This window comes from Streptosporangium sp. NPDC006013 (assembly GCF_040614275.1).
GTDB lineage: Bacteria > Actinomycetota > Actinomycetes > Streptosporangiales > Streptosporangiaceae > Streptosporangium.
The window spans coordinates 1-17,190 of record NZ_JBEXUE010000199.1 but is presented as its reverse complement, the minus strand read 5'-3'; the positions used below and the strand labels follow the sequence as shown (position 1 = coordinate 17,190).

17 protein-coding genes are annotated in these 17,190 nt (G+C 69.5%); 11 read left to right on the top strand and 6 right to left on the bottom strand.

Annotated elements, in window-relative coordinates; translation table 11 throughout:
* Window positions 1-115: 115 nt before the first annotated feature.
* From ppdK to ABZ260_RS27235, 4 genes are all read right to left on the bottom strand, one after another.
* Window positions 116-2,758 (bottom strand): pyruvate, phosphate dikinase, encoded by a 2,643-nt coding sequence (gene ppdK / locus ABZ260_RS27250; protein ID WP_355623230.1) that lies wholly within the window; start codon window positions 2,756-2,758, stop codon window positions 116-118.
* A gap of 395 nt (window positions 2,759-3,153) precedes the next feature.
* On the bottom strand, window positions 3,154-3,825 hold the full coding sequence (locus ABZ260_RS27245; RefSeq protein ID WP_355623227.1) for a response regulator transcription factor: 672 nt from the start codon (window positions 3,823-3,825) through the stop codon (window positions 3,154-3,156).
* Between the two features lie 92 nt (window positions 3,826-3,917).
* Window positions 3,918-5,303: a glycine--tRNA ligase gene (locus tag ABZ260_RS27240; protein ID WP_350913354.1), complete on the bottom strand. Its 1,386-nt coding sequence runs from the start codon at window positions 5,301-5,303 to the stop codon at window positions 3,918-3,920.
* A 131-nt stretch (window positions 5,304-5,434) separates the two neighbouring features.
* The gene (locus tag ABZ260_RS27235) at window positions 5,435-5,713 is read right to left on the bottom strand and encodes an antibiotic biosynthesis monooxygenase family protein (protein WP_350913351.1); all 279 of its coding nucleotides are present in this window, start codon (window positions 5,711-5,713) and stop codon (window positions 5,435-5,437) included.
* Window positions 5,714-5,846: 133 nt separating this feature from the next.
* Between ABZ260_RS27235 and ABZ260_RS27230 the strand changes: the two genes are divergently transcribed.
* From ABZ260_RS27230 to ABZ260_RS27205, 6 genes are all read left to right on the top strand, one after another.
* The gene (locus ABZ260_RS27230) at window positions 5,847-6,236 is read left to right on the top strand and encodes a DUF6703 family protein (protein WP_355623222.1); all 390 of its coding nucleotides are present in this window, start codon (window positions 5,847-5,849) and stop codon (window positions 6,234-6,236) included.
* Window positions 6,237-6,433: 197 nt separating this feature from the next.
* Entirely contained in the window at window positions 6,434-7,408 is a 975-nt protein-coding gene (locus ABZ260_RS27225) for a metal ABC transporter substrate-binding protein (protein ID WP_355623219.1), read from the top strand.
* Between the two features lie 36 nt (window positions 7,409-7,444).
* On the top strand, window positions 7,445-8,197 hold the full coding sequence (locus ABZ260_RS27220) for a metal ABC transporter ATP-binding protein (RefSeq protein WP_355623233.1): 753 nt from the start codon (window positions 7,445-7,447) through the stop codon (window positions 8,195-8,197).
* Entirely contained in the window at window positions 8,194-9,027 is an 834-nt protein-coding gene (locus ABZ260_RS27215) for a metal ABC transporter permease (protein ID WP_355623216.1), read from the top strand. The genes ABZ260_RS27220 and ABZ260_RS27215 overlap by 4 nt, the downstream gene beginning before the upstream one ends.
* Window positions 9,024-9,431, top strand: coding sequence for a transcriptional repressor (locus ABZ260_RS27210; protein ID WP_355623213.1), 408 nt, complete (start codon window positions 9,024-9,026; stop codon window positions 9,429-9,431). Before ABZ260_RS27215 ends, ABZ260_RS27210 begins: the two co-directional genes overlap by 4 nt.
* Window positions 9,432-9,688: 257 nt before the next feature.
* The gene (locus ABZ260_RS27205) at window positions 9,689-10,237 is read left to right on the top strand and encodes a CGNR zinc finger domain-containing protein (protein WP_343978465.1); all 549 of its coding nucleotides are present in this window, start codon (window positions 9,689-9,691) and stop codon (window positions 10,235-10,237) included.
* A 63-nt stretch (window positions 10,238-10,300) separates the two neighbouring features.
* Here the strand turns inward: ABZ260_RS27205 and ABZ260_RS27200 are convergent, their stop codons facing one another.
* Complete coding sequence (locus ABZ260_RS27200; protein WP_350913334.1) at window positions 10,301-11,080, bottom strand: isoprenyl transferase; 780 nt, start codon at window positions 11,078-11,080, stop codon at window positions 10,301-10,303.
* Complete coding sequence (recO, locus tag ABZ260_RS27195) at window positions 11,077-11,814, bottom strand: DNA repair protein RecO (RefSeq protein ID WP_355623209.1); 738 nt, start codon at window positions 11,812-11,814, stop codon at window positions 11,077-11,079. Before recO ends, ABZ260_RS27200 begins: the two co-directional genes overlap by 4 nt.
* A gap of 188 nt (window positions 11,815-12,002) precedes the next feature.
* On the opposite strand from recO, the gene ABZ260_RS27190 reads away from it, so the two are divergent.
* The 5 genes from ABZ260_RS27190 to rocD all read left to right on the top strand — a co-directional run bounded on the left by ABZ260_RS27190 (window position 12,003) and on the right by rocD (window position 17,127).
* Entirely contained in the window at window positions 12,003-13,580 is a 1,578-nt protein-coding gene (locus tag ABZ260_RS27190) for a CDP-alcohol phosphatidyltransferase family protein (protein ID WP_355623206.1), read from the top strand.
* On the top strand, window positions 13,577-14,284 hold the full coding sequence (locus ABZ260_RS27185) for a DUF5941 domain-containing protein (protein WP_355623203.1): 708 nt from the start codon (window positions 13,577-13,579) through the stop codon (window positions 14,282-14,284). Before ABZ260_RS27190 ends, ABZ260_RS27185 begins: the two co-directional genes overlap by 4 nt.
* Window positions 14,285-14,453: 169 nt before the next feature.
* On the top strand, window positions 14,454-14,951 hold the full coding sequence (locus tag ABZ260_RS27180; RefSeq protein ID WP_350913324.1) for an Lrp/AsnC family transcriptional regulator: 498 nt from the start codon (window positions 14,454-14,456) through the stop codon (window positions 14,949-14,951).
* Between the two features lie 126 nt (window positions 14,952-15,077).
* Window positions 15,078-15,872, top strand: coding sequence for a dimethylargininase (ddaH, locus tag ABZ260_RS27175; RefSeq protein ID WP_355623200.1), 795 nt, complete (start codon window positions 15,078-15,080; stop codon window positions 15,870-15,872).
* Window positions 15,873-15,915: 43 nt separating this feature from the next.
* Window positions 15,916-17,127, top strand: a complete 1,212-nt coding sequence (gene rocD, locus ABZ260_RS27170; RefSeq protein WP_355623197.1) for an ornithine--oxo-acid transaminase — start codon at window positions 15,916-15,918, stop codon at window positions 17,125-17,127.
* Window positions 17,128-17,190: the final 63 nt, after the last annotated feature.

Below are 17,190 nucleotides of genomic sequence, written 5' to 3'. Positions count from 1 at the left end.
TGACACGCCGATGAACCGCCACCGAGGTATCCGGAGCGCCTTCCGCCTCGTGCGATGTCCGAGGAGCCGCCCACCGGCCGGTGAGCGTGACACGCTTCCGGGTGAGATCCGCAGGTCAGCGAGTGTCGGATCCGGCTCGGGCCAGGGTGGCGCGAGCGGCCTCCAGCCGGGCGACCGGGACACGGAACGGCGAGCAGGACACGTAGTCCAGACCCATCTGGTGGCAGAAGTGGATCGAGTCAGGGTCTCCGCCGTGCTCGCCGCAGATGCCCAGCTTCAGGTCGGGCCGGACCTTGCGGCCCTCCTCCGCGGCGATGCCGACGAGCCTGCCGACGCCGTCACGGTCCAGGGTCTCGAACGGGGAGACACCGAAGACGCCAAGCTCGAAGTACCTGGAGAAGAACGCGGCCTCGACGTCGTCGCGAGAGAAACCCCAGGTCATCTGGGTCAGGTCGTTGGTACCGAAGGAGAAGAACTGGGCGGCCTCGGCGATCTGGCCGGCGGTCAGCGCCGCGCGCGGCACCTCGATCATCGTGCCGATCAGCGCCTCGACCCCGGCCTCGGCAAGGATCTTCCGCGCCTCGTCCTTGACGTGCTCCAGTTCCTGGACCGCGGCCACGAGCGGAATCATGATCTCCGCGCGGCTGCCGGGCACGGCCTTGGCCGCCGCCGCGATCGCCCGGACCTGCATGGCGAACACGCCGGGGATGACCAGGCCGAGCCGGACACCGCGCAGGCCCAGCATCGGGTTCTGCTCGTGGAGCCGCTTGAGCGCGGCCAGCAGCTCGCGGTCCTTCTTCTCCGCCCCGTCGCCCGCGAGGGCGACCTTCACCGACAGCTCGGTGAAGTCGGGCAGGAACTCGTGGAGCGGCGGGTCGATCAGGCGGATCGTGACGGGCAGCCCCTCCATCGCCTGGAAGATCCCCGTGAAGTCCGCCCTCTGCAGCGGCTCCAGCGCGGCCAGTGCCCGCTCACGCCCCGTCTCGGAGGTGGCCAGCACCAGGTCCTCGACCAGGCTGCGACGCTCGCCGAGGAACATGTGCTCGGTACGGCAGAGCCCGATGCCCTGGGCACCGAACCTGCGCGCCCTGGCGGAGTCCTCGGCGTTGTCGGCGTTGGCGCGCACGGCCATCCGGCGTACCTCGTCGGCGTGGGACATGATCCGGTGCACGGCGCCGACGAGCTCGTCGTCCTGGTCGCCCACACCCTCGAAGTACTCCACGATCGGAGAGGGGACCACGGGCACCTCACCGAGGTAGACGGTCCCGCTGGTGCCGTCGATGGAGATGACGTCACCCTCGGAGACCACGACGCCGGAAGACGTGGTGAACCTGCGGTCCTTGACCGAGACATCCAGTTCCTCGGCCCCGCAGACGCAGGTCTTGCCCATGCCCCTGGCGACCACGGCGGCGTGCGAGGTCTTGCCGCCGCGGCTCGTCAGGACGCCCTGGGCGGCGATCATTCCGGCCAGGTCGTCGGGGTTGGTCTCCCTGCGGACCAGGATGACCGCCTCTCCCCGCGCGGCGAGCTCGACGGCCCGCTCGGTGGAGAAGACGGCCTTGCCGACGGCCGCGCCCGGCGAGGCGTTCATCCCCTTGGCGATCACCTCGCCGCCGGAGTCGGCGGCGAAGCGGGGGAACATGAGCTGGGCGAGCTGGTGGCCGGTCACCCGGGTCACGGCCTCGTCGAGGTTGATCAGCCCCTGGTCGGCGAGCTGCACGGCGATACGGAAGGCCGCGCCCGCGGTCCGCTTGCCCACCCGGGTCTGGAGCATCCAGAGCCTGCCGCGCTCGACGGTGAACTCGATGTCGCACAGGTCCCGGTAGTGGTTCTCCAGCGTCTCCATGATCCGCATGAGCTCGTCGTAGACGGCCTTGTCGAGGCTCTCCAGCTCCTGCAGCGGCATGGTGTTGCGGATGCCCGCGACCACGTCCTCGCCCTGGGCGTTCTGCAGGTAGTCGCCGTAGACGCCCTGCTGTCCCGAGCCGGGGTCGCGGGTGAAGGCCACACCGGTTCCGGAGTCCATGCCGCAGTTGCCGAAGACCATCGAACAGACGCTGACCGCAGTGCCCAGGTCGGCCGGGATGCGTTCCTGACGGCGGTAGAGGACGGCTCGCGGGGCGTTCCACGACTTGAACACGGCCTCCACCGCCATGCTCATCTGCCGGTGGGGGTCCGCGGGGAAGTCCTCGCCGGTCTGGGCACGGACGATGTCCTTGTAGGTCGCGACCAGGCGCCGGAAGTCGGCCGCCTCCAGCTCCAGGTCGTGGCGGCCGGCCTTGAGCTCCTCCAGGGCCTCGTCGAAGAGCTCACCGTCGATGCCCTGGACGGTCTTGCCGAACATCTGGATGAGGCGCCGGTAGGAGTCCCAGGCGAAACGCTCGTTGCCACTCGCCTGCTTGGCCAGTCCGTGGACCGATTCGTCGTTCAGACCGATGTTGAGAACGGTCTCCATCATGCCGGGCATGGAGAACGCGGCCCCCGAGCGCACGCTCACCAGGAGTGGGTCGTCGGCCTGGCCCAGTCGGCGCCCCATCTTGGCCTCCAGTGCGGCCAGGTGCGCGGAGACCTCCTCCCGCATTCCCTCGGGAATGACCCCGTCCCGCAGGAAGTTCTGGCAGGCCTCGGTGGTGATGGTGAAGCCGGGGGGAACCGGCAACCCGAGATTGGTCATCTCCGCGAGGTTTGCCCCCTTACCTCCGAGCAGACCCTTGAGATCTTTGTTGCCCTCGGTGAAGTCGTAAACGTACTTGGGCACGGTTGCTCCTTCTTCGACTTCAAAACCGGCGTCTGATTCCGCCTCCCTGCGGACTCTACCGACGAACAAGACGACGAAACGGCACCCATCAGGCAACACTGCATTGTCCCAGCTCAGAGCAAGTGAACCGGTCTAATCCAATTCAAATCTGGGCCAAATACGCGATGATATTGATCATCTCAGAAACCGACTCCCACCAATTGGTGTAAACCAATTCCGCCGGCTTCAACGCCGTTCACGGCGGGCTCGGCGACCGGCCGGGCATCAACTACACCGCCGCATGACTCGGGCTTTTCATACAGATACTGTGGTAGGGGGGAGCCGCCTCAGGATCCCTCTCACAGCTACACCGCCATATAAACCGGGCTTTTCACACAGAGCCGCGGGGAACGGCCTCAGGAGCCCTCCCGCAGCCGGTACCCCCTACTGATCACGGTCTCGATCACGCCCTCGGCGCCGAGCTTGCGCCGCAGATTGCCCACCGTCACCCGCACGGTGTTGGTGAAGGGGTCGGCGTGCTCGCCCCAGACGTGCTCGAGCAGTTCCTCCGCCGAGACCACGTGCCCGCAGCGGGCCATCAGGTAGCGCAGCACGCCGAACTCCTTCGGGGTGAGCCCCAGCTCCCGTCCCCGCGCTCGGGCCTCGGCCCTGGAGATGTCCAGCCGCAGGTCCCCCACCTGCAAGATCGCGGTGTCGTCGCCCTGCTCCCGGTGCGGCAGCGCGCGCACCCTGGCCAGCAGTTCGGGAAAGGCGAACGGTTTGACCAGGTAGTCGTCGGGCCCCTCGTCCAGCCCGAGAAGCCGGTCGTCCAGCCGGTCCCGCGCGGTCACCATGATGATCCGCGCGGTCCGGCCGTGGGCGGTCCGCCGCAGCGCGCGGCACAACTCGAAGCCGTCACGGCCGGACAGGTCGAGGTCGAGCAGGACCACGTCGTACGGGTCGGCCTGCAGCCTCTCGGCGGCCTGCGCCGTGTCCCGGGCGACGCAGACCGTGTAACCAGCCCGGACGAACCCCACCCGCAGGGCTTCGACCAGGTCTTCCTCATCCTCGACAACGAGCAGTCGCATGGTACGAACCTAGATCGTGCACGGCCCGAAACCCGGCTGCCACCACCGTCCCCGCCCCGTCACTCCCGTGTCGTCGCGGGGCGGGCCTTTCCTCAGTCGTTGAGGTGCTGGCGGAGGTAGGACTCGACCTGGTCGAGGGCCACCCGCTTCTGGGCCATCGAGTCACGCTCGCGGATGGTCACCGCCTGGTCATCGAGAGTGTCGAAGTCGACGGTGATGCAGAACGGCGTGCCGATCTCGTCCTGGCGGCGGTAGCGGCGGCCGATCGCGCCCGCGTCGTCGAACTCGACGTTCCACCGGCGGCGGAGCTGGGCGGCCAGGTCCTTGGCCTTGGGCGACAGGTCGGCGTTGCGCGACAGCGGGAGCACCGCGACCTTGACCGGCGCGAGCCGGTGGTCGAGCCGCATGACCGTGCGCTTCTCCATGACGCCCTTGGCGTTGGGCGCCTCGTCCTCGGTGTAGGCGTCGATCAGGAAGGTGAGCGTGGCGCGGTCGACACCGGCGGCCGGCTCGATCACGTACGGGACGTAGCGCTCGCCGGTGTCCTGCTCGAAGAAGCTGAGGTCGGTGCCGGAGGCCTTGCCGTGCGCGGTCAGGTCGAAGTCCGTGCGGTTGGCGACGCCCTCGAGCTCGCCCCACTCACTGCCGGTGAAGTTGAAGCGGTACTCGATGTCGACGGTCCGCTTGGAGTAGTGCGACAGCTTCTCCTGCGGGTGCTCGTAGATGCGCAGGTTGTCGGGGTTGATACCCAGGTCGGTGTACCAGCGGAAGCGCTCGTCGATCCAGTACTGGTGCCACTCCTCGTCGCTGCCCGGCTTGACGAAGAACTCCATCTCCATCTGCTCGAACTCACGGGTACGGAAGATGAAGTTGCCCGGGGTGATCTCGTTACGGAACGACTTGCCGATCTGGCCGATACCGAACGGGATCTTCCTGCGCGCCGACTGCTGCACGTTGAGGTAGTTGATGAAGATGCCCTGGGCGGTCTCCGGCCGCAGGTAGGCGAGGCCCGACTCGTCCTCGACCGCGCCGAGGTAGGTCTTCAGCAGGCCGCTGAACTGCTTGGGCTGGGTGAAGGAGCCCTTGTTGCCGCAGTTGGGGCAGGTGATGTCGGCCAGGCCGTTGACGGGGTCCTTCCCGTGTTTCTCGCTGTACGCCTCTTCGAGGTGGTCCGCGCGGTAGCGCTTGTGACACGCCTGGCACTCGGTCAGCGGGTCGGTGAAGGTGTCCACGTGACCGCTGGCCTGCCACACCTCGCGGGCCAGAATCACACAGGAGTCGAGACCGACCACGTCGTCACGGCCCTGCACCACGGTCTTCCACCACTGCCGCTTCACGTTGTTCTTGAGCTCCACGCCCAGTGGACCGTAGTCCCACGACGCGCGCAGGCCGCCGTAGATCTCGCTGGAGGGATACACAAGACCGCGCCGCTTGGCGAGGCTGACGATGGTGTCCATGATGTCCGTACGGCGTGCCATAAGGGAAAATCTCCATCCGGCTGGAGGTCGGCGAGGAATTGATTGAACATCCAGCTTAGGGGAGACGGACCCTCGGGACGTGCGGATAAACCATGACGCCCGCCTCACTCCGGCAAAGCTTCCGCGGAATCTCAGGGACGGTCGACGTCCTCGAACGCGCTCGGCTCGTTGATCATGAGCGTCATCAGCGGATACATCGCCATCCGCGCCGCACCCAGCGCCCTGCGGTAGAACCCGGCGCCCTCCCACTCGCTGACCAGCGCCCACAGCTCCGGCTCGTCCACCGATCTCGACACCCTGCCGCGCAGGTAACCCGGCTGCCCGGCCAGCGTGTCGACGATCTCGTGGGCCCGGGCCAGGAACTCCTCGGTCTGGCCGGGCGGCACCGAATAACGGATGACAGCGAGCATCCGCCCAGCATGCCAGAGTCCGCCTCCGGCCCCGTACCGGGCGGGGCGAGAGCCGTGGTGTCGTACCGGGCATCGGTGTCGTACCGGGCATCGGGGCGTGTCGCGGCGGGGGCTGTGGCGTTAGGCTCGGCCTGTGGCCGACAAGCACGGGAAACGCCCCGCACATCCGCTGGCACAGCCCCGACGCCCGCGAGGCGGGCGTCCGCTGCCCGCGGGCGAGCAGTTCTTCACACCGGGGGCGACCGGGCTGCGGCGCGGGGCCGAGCGGCGCAGCGCGGCCCCGCTGGTCTTCCTGTTCCAGCTCCCCCGCTGGATCGCCCCGGTGGTGCTGGTGATCCTCCTGTTGACCGGCTTCGCGGTGGCCTCCTTCTGGGGTGGCGTCGCCGTGCTTCCGGTGATCGGGTTCGTCGGCTGGCTCGCCTACATGTCTTGGCCGTCCCTGGGGACCGGGGGCCGTCTGCTGCGCGTCGCGCTGCTCACCTTCCTGATCCTGCTCGCCGCCGACCGCTTCGGCGCCTTCTGACGCCACCCGGCCCTCGCCGCGCGCACCGCGCTCCCGGGCTCCGCGGCGCCCGTACGTCGCGGGCACCCGGCGCGTGAAGCCGTCGCACCGGGGGCGACCGGGCTGACGCGGAGACCGCCCCCGTCCGCCGGGCCGGTGATCATCGAGCCCACAGGCGATTTTGACAACCATTTTCATTTGCGCGCATACTGGATGACATGATGTCCGAGTCCTCCCGACGTATCCGCATACGTAACGCGAGCCTGGTCGTGGCCGCCGCCTTTGTCGCCACCACCGCCTGCGGCGCCGAAATCGGCTCGGCCGGTGAATCGCCCGGGGGGGCGTCAGGCGTCTCCGCGGCGAACAAGCCCGTCGTCACCGCGGCCATGTATCCCCTGCAGTGGCTCGCCGAGCAGGTCGGCGGCCCCGACGTGACGGTCACCGGCCTGACCAAGCCCGGCGTCGAGCCACACGACCTGGAGCTGTCCCCGCTCCAGGTGGCCGGGTTGCAGGAGACGAGGCTCGTCGTCTACATCAAGGGTATCCAGCCCGCCGTGGACGAGGCGGTCGAACAGCACGCCGCCGACCGGAGCTTCGAGGTGGCCTCCTCGGTCCCGACCCTGCCCGCGGCCGGGGAGGAGGGCCATGAAGGCGAGGAGGAGCACGGCCACGAGGAGGTCGACTACGACCCCCACATCTGGCTCGACCCGGCCCGCTTCGCGACGGTCGCCACCCGGCTCGGCGAGAGGCTCGCCGCCACCGACCCCGCGCACGCGCAGGGCTACCGGGAGCGGGCCGCCGAAACCGCGGCCGACCTCACCGCCCTGGACGGCGAGCTGGCCAAGGGCCTGGCCACCTGTTCCACACGCGCGATCGTCACCAGCCACGCCGCGTTCGGCTATCTCGCCAACCGCTACCGGCTCCACCAGGTCGGCATCAGCGGAATCGATCCCGAGGCCGATCCCTCTCCCGCCCGCCTCGCTGAAGTGGCAAAAGTGGCCAAGCAGGAGAAAGTGACTACGATTTTCACCGAGACCCTCGTCAGCCCCAAGGTCGCCGAGGTTCTCGCCCAGGAGGTCGGCGCGAAGACCGCGGTCCTCGACCCGGTCGAAAGCCAGCCGGCGAACGGCGACTACCCGTCCGCCATGCGCCGGAACCTTGAAGTCCTCCAATCTGCGCTCAGCTGCTCGTAAGGGCCACACGTGACATCCAGCAAAACGGTTTTCACCATGAGCGGCGGCCAGGTCGACCTGGACCGCCGCCCGGTGCTCCGCGGGATCGACCTGTCCGTCGAGCCCGGCGAGGCGGTGGCCGTGCTCGGCGCGAACGGGTCGGGGAAGTCCACCCTCATCCGCGCCCTGCTCGGCCTCATCCCCCTGTCCGGTGGCGAGACCCTGCTGTACGGCAGGCCTCCCGCCCGGTTCCGTGAGTGGTGGCGGATCGGCTACGTGCCCCAGCGGCTCTCGGTGGGCGGCGGCGTGCCGACCACGATCCGCGAGGTCGTCGCCTCGGGACGGATCGCCAGACAGCGGCGCCTGCGGCCGACCAGCGCGGCCGACCGGGAGGCGACAGGCCGGGCGCTGGCCGCCGTCGGCCTGGCCCATCGCGCCGCCGACCCGGTGCAGGCCCTGTCCGGCGGCCAGCAGCAGCGGGTGCTGATCGCCCGTGCCCTCGCCGGGGAGCCCGACACCTTCGTCATGGACGAACCCACCGCCGGCGTCGACTCCGAGAGCCAGAAGCTCCTCGCCGAGACCCTGTCCGTGCTCATGGAGCAGGGCAAGACGGTCCTGCTGGTCGCGCACGAGCTCGGCCCGCTGGAACCTCTGATCACCCGCGCGGTGGTCCTGCGGGACGGGTACGTCTGCCACGACGGCCCGCCGCCCCACGCCGTCGGCGCCCACGCGCTGCCCGGCCACGACCACGTGCACCCGCACGCCGAGGAGGAGCCGGTGAGCCCGCTCGACTGGAGACCCACGTCGTGATCGAGCTTCTGCAGTTCGACTTCATGCGGCGGGCGCTGATCGCCGCCCTCCTCGTCGGCCTGGTCGCGCCCGCCATCGGCACGTTCATGGTCCAGCGCCGCCTGGCCCTGCTGGGCGACGGCATCGGGCACGTCGCGCTGACCGGCGTGGCCCTGGGCTTCCTGACCGGGACCGCCCCGGTGCTGACCGCCGTGCTGGTCTCCGTGCTCGGCGCCGTGGCCATCGAACTGGTCCGCGCGCGCGGCAGGACCAGCGGTGACGTGGCACTCGCGCTGCTGTTCTACGGCGGCATCGCCGGGGGCGTGCTGCTCATCTCGCTGGCCCCGGGCGGTAGCAACGCCACCTTGACGTCCTACCTGTTCGGCTCGATCAGCAGCGTTCCCGTCGAGGACGTGTGGGTGATCGGCCTGCTGGCGGCGGCGGTCCTCGGCGTGCTGGCCGTCTTCGGGCGGGAGCTCTACGTGCTCTGCCAGGACGAGGAGGTCGCCAGGGCCAGCGGCCTGCCGGTCCGCTTCCTCAGCCTGCTGATCGCCGTGACCGCCGCGCTGACCGTGGTCATCGCCATGCGCGTGGTGGGACTGCTTCTGGTCAGCGCGCTGATGGTGGTGCCGGTGGCGACCAGCCAGCAGCTCACCCGGGGTTTCACGAGCACGATGCTGCTTTCCATGCTTTTCGGGATGATCTCCACGGTCGGCGGCCTGACGTCCTCCTTCTACGTCGAGGTCCCGCCGGGCGCGGTCATCGTGATCGTTGCTCTCACGGGGTTCGTCCTCGCCCTCGGGCTCGGTAGATTCATACGCCGAAGTCGACCTCAGGAGTCCATCCCATGAGCAACAGGCGTGACGCCGTCCACGCGGTCCTCCGTCAGAGCGAGGGTTTCCGCAGCGCGCAGGACGTCTACGCGGAGATGCGCGCGGAAGGCGCCAAGATCGGACTGACCACCGTCTACCGGGCGCTCCAGGCGCTCGCCGACACCGGTCACGTCGACGTGCTGAGAACCGACGACGGCGAGTCGGTCTACCGGGCGTGCGCCAGCGGCGACCACCACCACCACCTGGTCTGCCGCACCTGCGGCCGTACGGTGGAGGTGGCCGGACCCGCGGTGGAGCGCTGGGCCGAGGCCATCGGCTCCGAGCACGGGTTCACCGAGATCACCCACACCCTGGAGGTCTTCGGGACCTGCACCGCCTGTTCCACAGCCGCCAAACCGGCCCGTACGCCGAGCCGCGCCTGAGCCCGCCGGGATCCCCTGGCGGGCCGGGTCCCGGGTGGCCGATCCGCGCCCGGAGCACCGCACCGGGCGACACGGCGCACGCGGCGGGGCGCACCGGACCCGGCGCCGCTGAAGATCACGCCCGCCGGGCGCTCACATGGCGCGCCATCGCGATGTGAGCGCGAGAGAGAAGGCACGAAGGTCCACCGGAGAGATACGCTTCCGACACGGCAAGCCACCGCGAGCCCACGCTGCAACCGCTTCCTACAGGAGTCAACATGCCATTCGGACATGACATGGTGCACTCACTCGCCACCGCGGTCGACCTGGTCAACACCTCCCCCTCCACCGGAGGCGAGGACACCCTCACCGATCTGCGGGAGCTCGGCGACTTCGTGGCACGCTGGGAGGTCAGCGGGATCGGTGAACTGGACGCCGCCGACCTGGCCCAGGTGCGCGCCCTGCGCGAGGCCTTCCACAAGGTCTTCACCGCCCCGGACCAGCCCACCGCGGTGATCCGGCTCAACACCTTGCTGAGCGGGACCCGCATCACCCCGCGCCTGGCGGAGCACGACGGCCACCCCCTGCACGTCCACTACTTCGCGCCGGACGCCTCACTCCACGAGCACCTGGCGGCCGACATCGGGGTCGCTCTGGCCCACCTGCTCGTCGAGGACGAGTGGGAGCGCCTGCGCACCTGCTCGGCGCCGGACTGCGACCACGTCTTCGTGGACGAGTCCCGCAACCGCTCGCGGGTCTACTGTGACAGCCGCACCTGCGGGAACCGGATGCACGTGGCCGCCTATCGCGCGCGACGCCGGGCCTGACGTCACTCTCCGCGTTCGGCCGGGCGCACCTCTCGGCGCGTCGAGGGCGCCCGGGACACGCCGTTATTCCGCGACCACGTTCGGCACGGCTCCGCCGTACCTCCTGTCGCGCTTGGCGTACGTCTCGCAGGCCTCCCACAGATCACGGCGGTCGAAGTCGGGCCAGAGGCGGTTGAGGAAGACCATCTCGGCGTACGCCGTCTGCCAGATCAGGAAGTTGGAGATGCGCTGCTCGCCGGAGGAGCGTACGAACAGGTCGACGTCGGGGATCTGCGGCTCGTCCAGGTAGCGGGCGAAGGTCTCCTCCTTCACCCTGCCCGGCTTGACCTTCCCCTCGGCGATGTCCTGCGCCAGGCGCAGGGCGGCGTCCACGATCTCGGCACGGCCGCCGTAGTTGACGCAGAACTGCAGGGTCAGCTTGGAGTTGCCCTCGGTCATCTGCTCGGCGTCGCGCAGCTCCTGGATGACGCTCCGCCACAGCCGTCCTGGGCGGCCCGCCCAGCGGACCCGCACACCCATCGCGTGGAGCTGATCCCTGCGGCGGCGGATGACGTCGCGGTTGAAACCCATCAGGAAGCGGACCTCGTCAGGGGAGCGCTTCCAGTTCTCCGTGGAGAAGGCGTAGGCCGACAGGTAGGGGATACCGAGCTCGATCGCGCCCTCGATCACGTCGAAGAGCGACGCCTCGCCCGCCTTGTGCCCCTCGGTACGGGGCAGGCCCCGCTGCTTGGCCCACCGGCCGTTGCCGTCCATCACGATCGCCACGTGCCGCGGCACGAGGTCGCGCGGGATCGCGGGCGGGGTTGCGCCGGAGGGGTGCGGGACGGGCGGGCGGACGTTCACGTGGCGGGCTCCCTTTCTACGTGTCGAAGAGAGCGTATGCCGTGTTCCAGGTGCCACTGGAGGTACGCGGCGACCAGACCGCTGCACTCGGCCCGGTGCCTGGACCCCGAGGCGTCGGCGGTGGGCCAGTCCCCCTTGAGGAGCGCGACCATCAGGGCCAGGGTCTCCCCCTCGGGCACCGCCGCGCCCGCGGGACGGCAGGCCCCGCACACCACGCCGCCGGCCACGATGGCGAAGGCCCGCACCGAGACCGCCTTGCAGCGGGCGCAGGCCTCCAGGGCGGGGGCGTAACCGGCGACCGCGAGAGAGCGCAGGAAGTAGGCGTCCAGGACGAGCCTGGCCTCGTGGGCGCCGGAACCGAGCGTGCGCAGGCCGCCGACCAGCAGCAGGAACTGGCGGAGGGCCGGCTCCTTCTCTCCCATGATCAGACGGTCGGCGGTCTCCAGCATCGCGGTTCCCGCCGTGTAGCGCGGGTAGTCCGCGACGAGCGGCCGGCCGTACGGCTGGATGGTCTCGGCCTGGGTGATCACGTCGAGGGTGCGGCCGGTGTGCAGCTGGAGATCGACATGGGTGAACGGTTCGAGTCGGCTGCCAAATCGTGATGTCGTGCGCCGGACGCCTTTGGCCACCCCCCGGATCTTGCCCATCCGCCGGGTCAGGACCGTGACGATGCGATCGGCCTCGCCCAGCTTGTGGGTGCGCAGCACGATGCCGTCATCACGGTACAGACTCACCCGCACAGTGTAGTGACAGTGTAGTGGGGGCGCGGGACGGTTCACTTGGCAGAGGTGCAACCATGATCAAACAACACGGATAGATCACTGGTGCGTGTTGTTCGCCCAAAACTCACTAAACTTTGGCCTCTGACGCAACGTATCCTCCGCTACACCGCCTCACACCCGTCTCCGCACGAAAGGGTGCCATGCCCCGCGTGGTCCTGCTGGGCTCATCGCCCGGCCCCGATGCCGCTACCGGCCAGGCGACGCCGCCCGCCGCGTTGACCCTGCCCGCGCTCGCCGGCTGCCCCACGGTGATCGGCAAGCTGCACGGCCAGCTCGCCTCGCTCGACTCCGAGCCGGTGACGATCGCCCGATCGAGCGAGGCCGCCGCCTACCGCGGCTTCCCCGGCAGGCTCGTCGAGACCTCCGACCTGGCCGGCGACCTGCGCGCCCTGGCCGACGCGGTCGAGGACGCCACCGAGAACCTGCTCATCCTGCCCGCCAACTCGCTGATCCACGACGAGCTGATCTACCAGATCACCAAGTCGAAGCGCGGGGCGCTCGCGCTGATCGTCAGGGAGCCCCGGGAGGAGGACGAGAACGGCGACGCCATCGTCCCCGACATCCCGATCGACGAGGCGCAGCCGGAGATTGGCGACCGGAGGCTGGAGGACCTGCCCGTCCGGGTACGCGCCCGCAAGTCCCGCATCATCTCGGTGGGCTCGGCCTTCCATGCGGTGACCAGGCCCAACGCGGTCCTGCTCGGCCCGCTGCACCTGCACCACAAGCACGCGCCCGTCCTCGCCGAGGCCGCCCGCGAGCTGGCCGACATGGCCCACCTGCTGGGCCCCGACGACGACCTGGTCCAGCTGCTGGTCCTGGGCCTGGTCCGGAAGGGCGTCTCGGTCGGCGTCCGCGGCCGCCGGGACCTGTTCTACCGCCGGGTGTCCACTCCCGAGCAGGCCACCGAGGCGCCGGCGGAGATGGCCACGTTCAACGAGGACCGGGCCAGGCTGAACAACGCGGTGAAGGGCGCCGACGGTTTCTTCACCACCTATTTCGTCAGCACCTACTCCCGGTTCATCGCCCGCTGGGCGGCCAGGCGGGGGCTGACCCCCAACCAGGTCACGCTGATCTCGATCGCGCTGGGTGTGGCCGCGGCGCTCTGCTTCGCCACCGGCGAGCGGGCCGGGATGGTCGCGGGCGGTGTGCTGATCTACTTCGCGTTCGTGTTCGACTGCGTGGACGGCCAGGTGGCGCGGTACGCCCGCAAGTTCGGCGTGCTCGGGGCGTGGCTGGACGCGACCTTCGACCGGTTCAAGGAGTACGTGGTCTTCGCCGGTCTGGCGGTCGGCGCGGCGGTCTCAGGTGTGGGCGACGTGTGGACGCTGGCACTGATCGCGCTCGGCGTGCAGTCCATCAAGCACCTGCTCGACTTCTCCTACGGCGCGGCGAACCGGCGCAAGCCCCCGTCGCCGCTGCCCTCGGTGCCGCTGTCGGTCAGCGCCGACACCGGCCTTCGCCAGGCGCTGGAGCAGCGCAGGGTCGCCCAGGCCGGCGGGATCCGCAACCTGCTGAAGCTGTGGGGCAGGGCCGGCAGGTTCCGGGCCGTGCACTGGGCCCGCAAGATGATCGTGTTCCCCATCGGTGAGCGCTTCGCCGCCATCGCGATCGTCAGCGCCCTGTTCGACGCCAGGATCACCTTCCTGACACTGATCATCTGGGGTGGCATCGGGGCCGCCTACTCGCTCACCGGACGCCTGATGAGGTCTCTCGCATGATCACCCAGCCACAGACCATCCCCGCTCCGGACCCGTACGAGGAGCGGCTGCGCGTCCAGACCGCGCGGCTGCTCGCCTACCGCGACGACGGCCCGCTGGTGACGCTGCTGCGGGACAAGGTCGGCCCCGGGCTGCCCCCGGTGCCCGCCACGCTCGCCGCGCTGCTGGCGACCGTCGCGATGGCGGTGACCGGGATGCTGGTGGACGGGCCGATCCTGCTCGTCCCGGTGCTGATCATGATCGTCCTGGTGCTGCCCACCGCGGCCCGCGACCATCTCGGCAAGCTCGACTGGCTGGCGCCGCCGCTGATCCGCGGGGCCGAGTTCCTCACGATCATCCTGATCGGCCTGGCGGCCGACGCGCCCAAGTGGCTGCTGTACGTGCTGATCTACGTGATCGGCTACCACACCTACGACACGGTGTACCGGACGCGGCAGAGCATCTGGCCGGCCCCCTGGGTCTTCCGGGCCGGCCTGGGCTGGGAGCTCAGGCTGCTGCTGATCGGCGCCGGCGCCGCGCTGGGCGTGCTGACCTGGGTGCTGGCCGCGCTCACCGTCTACCTCGGTGTGCTGTTCGCCGTCGAGAGCGTGACGAGCTGGGTCGGCCTGGACAAGCAGACGGCGCTCGCCCAGGCGGGCGACGACCTGGAGGCCTCCCCCGAGGAGGCCCAGGAGCAGGCCACCGGCGAGGCCGAGCAGACCTGACCGGAAACCGCACACCTGGCGGATGCCGCCGGACAGGGTCACCTGTCCGGCGGCATTTCCATTCATCAGCAGGACCGGGCACGCGGCGACACGGATTCACCGCGGGTGACCGCGGGTCGCCACCACTCGCCGTGAGCCCGGACGGACCCGAAGCGATATACAGGTCAGCGTGGAACTGGACAGGCTGGATCGCGACATCATCGGGGCGCTCGTCGAGGACGCCCGAGCCACATACGCGGAGATCGGACAGCGGGTGGGCCTGTCGGCGTCGGCGGTGAAACGCCGGGTGGACCGGCTGCGCGAGACCGGCGCCATCACCGGGTTCACCGCCAGGGTGGAGCCCGCGGCGCTCGGCTGGACCACCGAGGCCTACGTGGAGCTGTTCTGCGCGGGGAAGACCTCGCCGTCGGAGATCGGAGTGGCCATCGGCCGCCATCCCGAGGTGGTCTCGGCGTGCACCATCACCGGCGAGGCCGACGCGCTGCTGCACGTCAGGGCCACCGATGTGCGGCACGTGGAGAGGGTGATCGAGCGCATCGCCTCGGAGCCGTTCGTGGTGCGGACCAAGAGCTCCATCGTGCTCTCCCGGCTGATCGAGGCACCGCTCATGACCTCGCGCGGCGAACCGTTCGTCGCCCCGCACAACGAATCACCGTTCATCGCCTGAAGTGCGCAAGAAACCCGCGCCAGAACGCAAGAGCAAGCTCTTGGCCTGCGAGAACACCGTTTTCTAGGCTGATGTCGCCGCCACTGGGCCGGCATTTCACTCACGACCTTCGATACGGGGTTATTCATGACGAGGCACTACCTCATGTGTCGGCCCGACCACTTCGCGGTTGAGTACGCGATCAACCCGTGGATGCATCCCGAGGCCGGTGCCGACCGCGAGGTGGCGATCAGGCAGTGGGAGACGCTCAGGAGCGCCTACCAGGAGCTCGGTCACCGCGTCAGCCTCATCGACCCGGTGGAGGGCCTGCCGGACATGGTCTTCGCCGCCAACGGGGCGCTGGTGGTCGGCGGCCGCGTGTACGGCGCGCGGTTCACCCACCCGCAGCGGGCGGCCGAGGGCCCCGCCTACCTGGACTGGTTCGTCGACAACGGCTACCAGCAGGTCCGCGAGGCGACCTTCACCAACGAGGGCGAGGGGGACTTCCTCACCCTCGACCACCTGGTGCTGGCCGGCACCGGCTTCCGCACCGACATCACCGCTCACAAGGAGGCCCAGGAGTTCCTCGGCCGGCCGGTGGTCACCCTGCAGCTGGTGGATCCGCGGTTCTACCACCTGGACACCGCCCTCTTCCCGCTAAACGGACACAACGTGGCATACTTCCCAGGGGCTTTCTCCCCTGGAAGCCAGGAGGTGCTCCGCACCCTCTTCCCCGACGCCATCATCGCGAGTGAGGACGACGCCGCCGTACTGGGCCTCAACGCGGTCAGCGACGGCACCAACGTGGTGATCAACGTCGAGGCCGCCAACCTCCAGCTGGAGCTCAAGCGCCGGGGCTTCGAGGTCATCCCCGTGGACCTGTCGGAGCTCCGCAAGGCCGGGGGCGGTCCGAAGTGCTGCACGCTGGAGATCAGGGGATAGTGCCGGGCGAAACGGCCACGGACCAAGGAGGGGCGGATACCGAATGACCAGCACGGACGACTTCATCGAGCTCAGCGAGCGCCGCAGCGCTCACAACTACCATCCCCTGCCCGTCGTGATATCCGAGGCGCAGGGCGCCTGGGTGGTCGACGTGGAGGGCAGGAGGTTCCTGGACTGCCTGTCCGGCTACTCCTCGCTGAACTTCGGGCACGGCAACCCGAAGATCATCACAGCGGCCCAGGAGCAGCTGTCCAGGCTCACCCTGACCAGCCGGGCCTTCTTTCACGACCAGTTCGCCACCTTCGCCGCCGGGCTGGGCGACCTCACCGGCAAGGACATGGTCCTGCCGATGAACACCGGCGCCGAGGCCGTGGAGACCGCGATCAAGGTGGCCCGCAAGTGGGGCTACGAGGTCAAGGGGGTGGCCGCCGAGCAGGCCAACATCATCGTGATGGAGGACAACTTCCACGGTCGCACCACCACGATCGTCAGCTTCTCCACCGACCCCGACGCCCACGACGGCTTCGGCCCGTACACCCCCGGCTTCAAGATCGTAAAGTACGGCTCCGTCGAGGCGATCCACGAGGCCATCGACGCCAACACCGTCGCGGTGCTGCTGGAGCCCATCCAGGGCGAGGCCGGCGTGCTGGTCCCGCCGGACGGGTACCTCACCCAGGTCCGCGAGCTGTGCACCGCGGAGAACATCCTGATGATCGCCGACGAGATCCAGTCGGGTCTGGGCCGCACCGGCGACACCTTCGCCTGCGACCACGAGGGCGTCGTCCCCGACATCTACGTGCTGGGCAAGGCCCTGGGCGGCGGCGTCGTCCCGGTCTCGGCGATCACCGCGAACGAGGACGTGCTCGGTGTGATCAAGCCGGGGCAGCACGGCTCCACCTTCGGCGGCAACCCCCTCGCCTGCGCGGTCGCGAACGCGGTCATCGAGATGCTCGGCACCGGCGAGTACCAGGCGCGGGCCAGGGAGCTCGGCGAGGTCATGCACGAGAGGCTGCGCGGCCTGATCGGCCAGGGCGTGGTCACCGTCCGCGGGCGCGGCCTGTGGGCGGGCGTCGACATCGACCCGTCCCTGGCCAGCGGGCGCGAGGTCTCCAAGGCGCTCATGGCCCATGGCGTCCTGGCCAAGGACACGCACGGCTCGACCGTCCGGCTCGCCCCGCCGATCGTCATCTCCGAGGAGGACCTCGTCTGGGCGATCGACCAGCTCGGTGCCGTCCTCGCCGAACTGGCGGAGTGAGCCACCGGCTCGGACCGGCCGGCGGAACCTCGACATGACGGAGCCGGTGCGGCTCTCGTGTCA

What these genes read in the sequence shown, in the direction of transcription:
- ABZ260_RS27245 (WP_355623227.1), bottom strand. Translation starts at nt 3,825, where the DNA reads ATGCGACTGCTCGTTGTCGAGGATGAGGAAGACCTGGTCGAAGCCCTG.
- ABZ260_RS27240 (WP_350913354.1), bottom strand. Translation starts at nt 5,303, where the DNA reads ATGGCACGCCGTACGGACATCATGGACACCATCGTCAGCCTCGCCAAG.
- ABZ260_RS27235 (WP_350913351.1), bottom strand. Translation starts at nt 5,713, where the DNA reads ATGCTCGCTGTCATCCGTTATTCGGTGCCGCCCGGCCAGACCGAGGAG.
- ABZ260_RS27225 (WP_355623219.1), top strand. Translation starts at nt 6,434, where the DNA reads ATGATGTCCGAGTCCTCCCGACGTATCCGCATACGTAACGCGAGCCTG.
- ABZ260_RS27220 (WP_355623233.1), top strand. Translation starts at nt 7,445, where the DNA reads ATGAGCGGCGGCCAGGTCGACCTGGACCGCCGCCCGGTGCTCCGCGGG.
- ABZ260_RS27210 (WP_355623213.1), top strand. Translation starts at nt 9,024, where the DNA reads ATGAGCAACAGGCGTGACGCCGTCCACGCGGTCCTCCGTCAGAGCGAG.
- ABZ260_RS27205 (WP_343978465.1), top strand. Translation starts at nt 9,689, where the DNA reads ATGCCATTCGGACATGACATGGTGCACTCACTCGCCACCGCGGTCGAC.
- ABZ260_RS27190 (WP_355623206.1), top strand. Translation starts at nt 12,003, where the DNA reads ATGCCCCGCGTGGTCCTGCTGGGCTCATCGCCCGGCCCCGATGCCGCT.
- ABZ260_RS27185 (WP_355623203.1), top strand. Translation starts at nt 13,577, where the DNA reads ATGATCACCCAGCCACAGACCATCCCCGCTCCGGACCCGTACGAGGAG.
- ddaH (WP_355623200.1), top strand. Translation starts at nt 15,078, where the DNA reads ATGACGAGGCACTACCTCATGTGTCGGCCCGACCACTTCGCGGTTGAG.
- rocD (WP_355623197.1), top strand. Translation starts at nt 15,916, where the DNA reads ATGACCAGCACGGACGACTTCATCGAGCTCAGCGAGCGCCGCAGCGCT.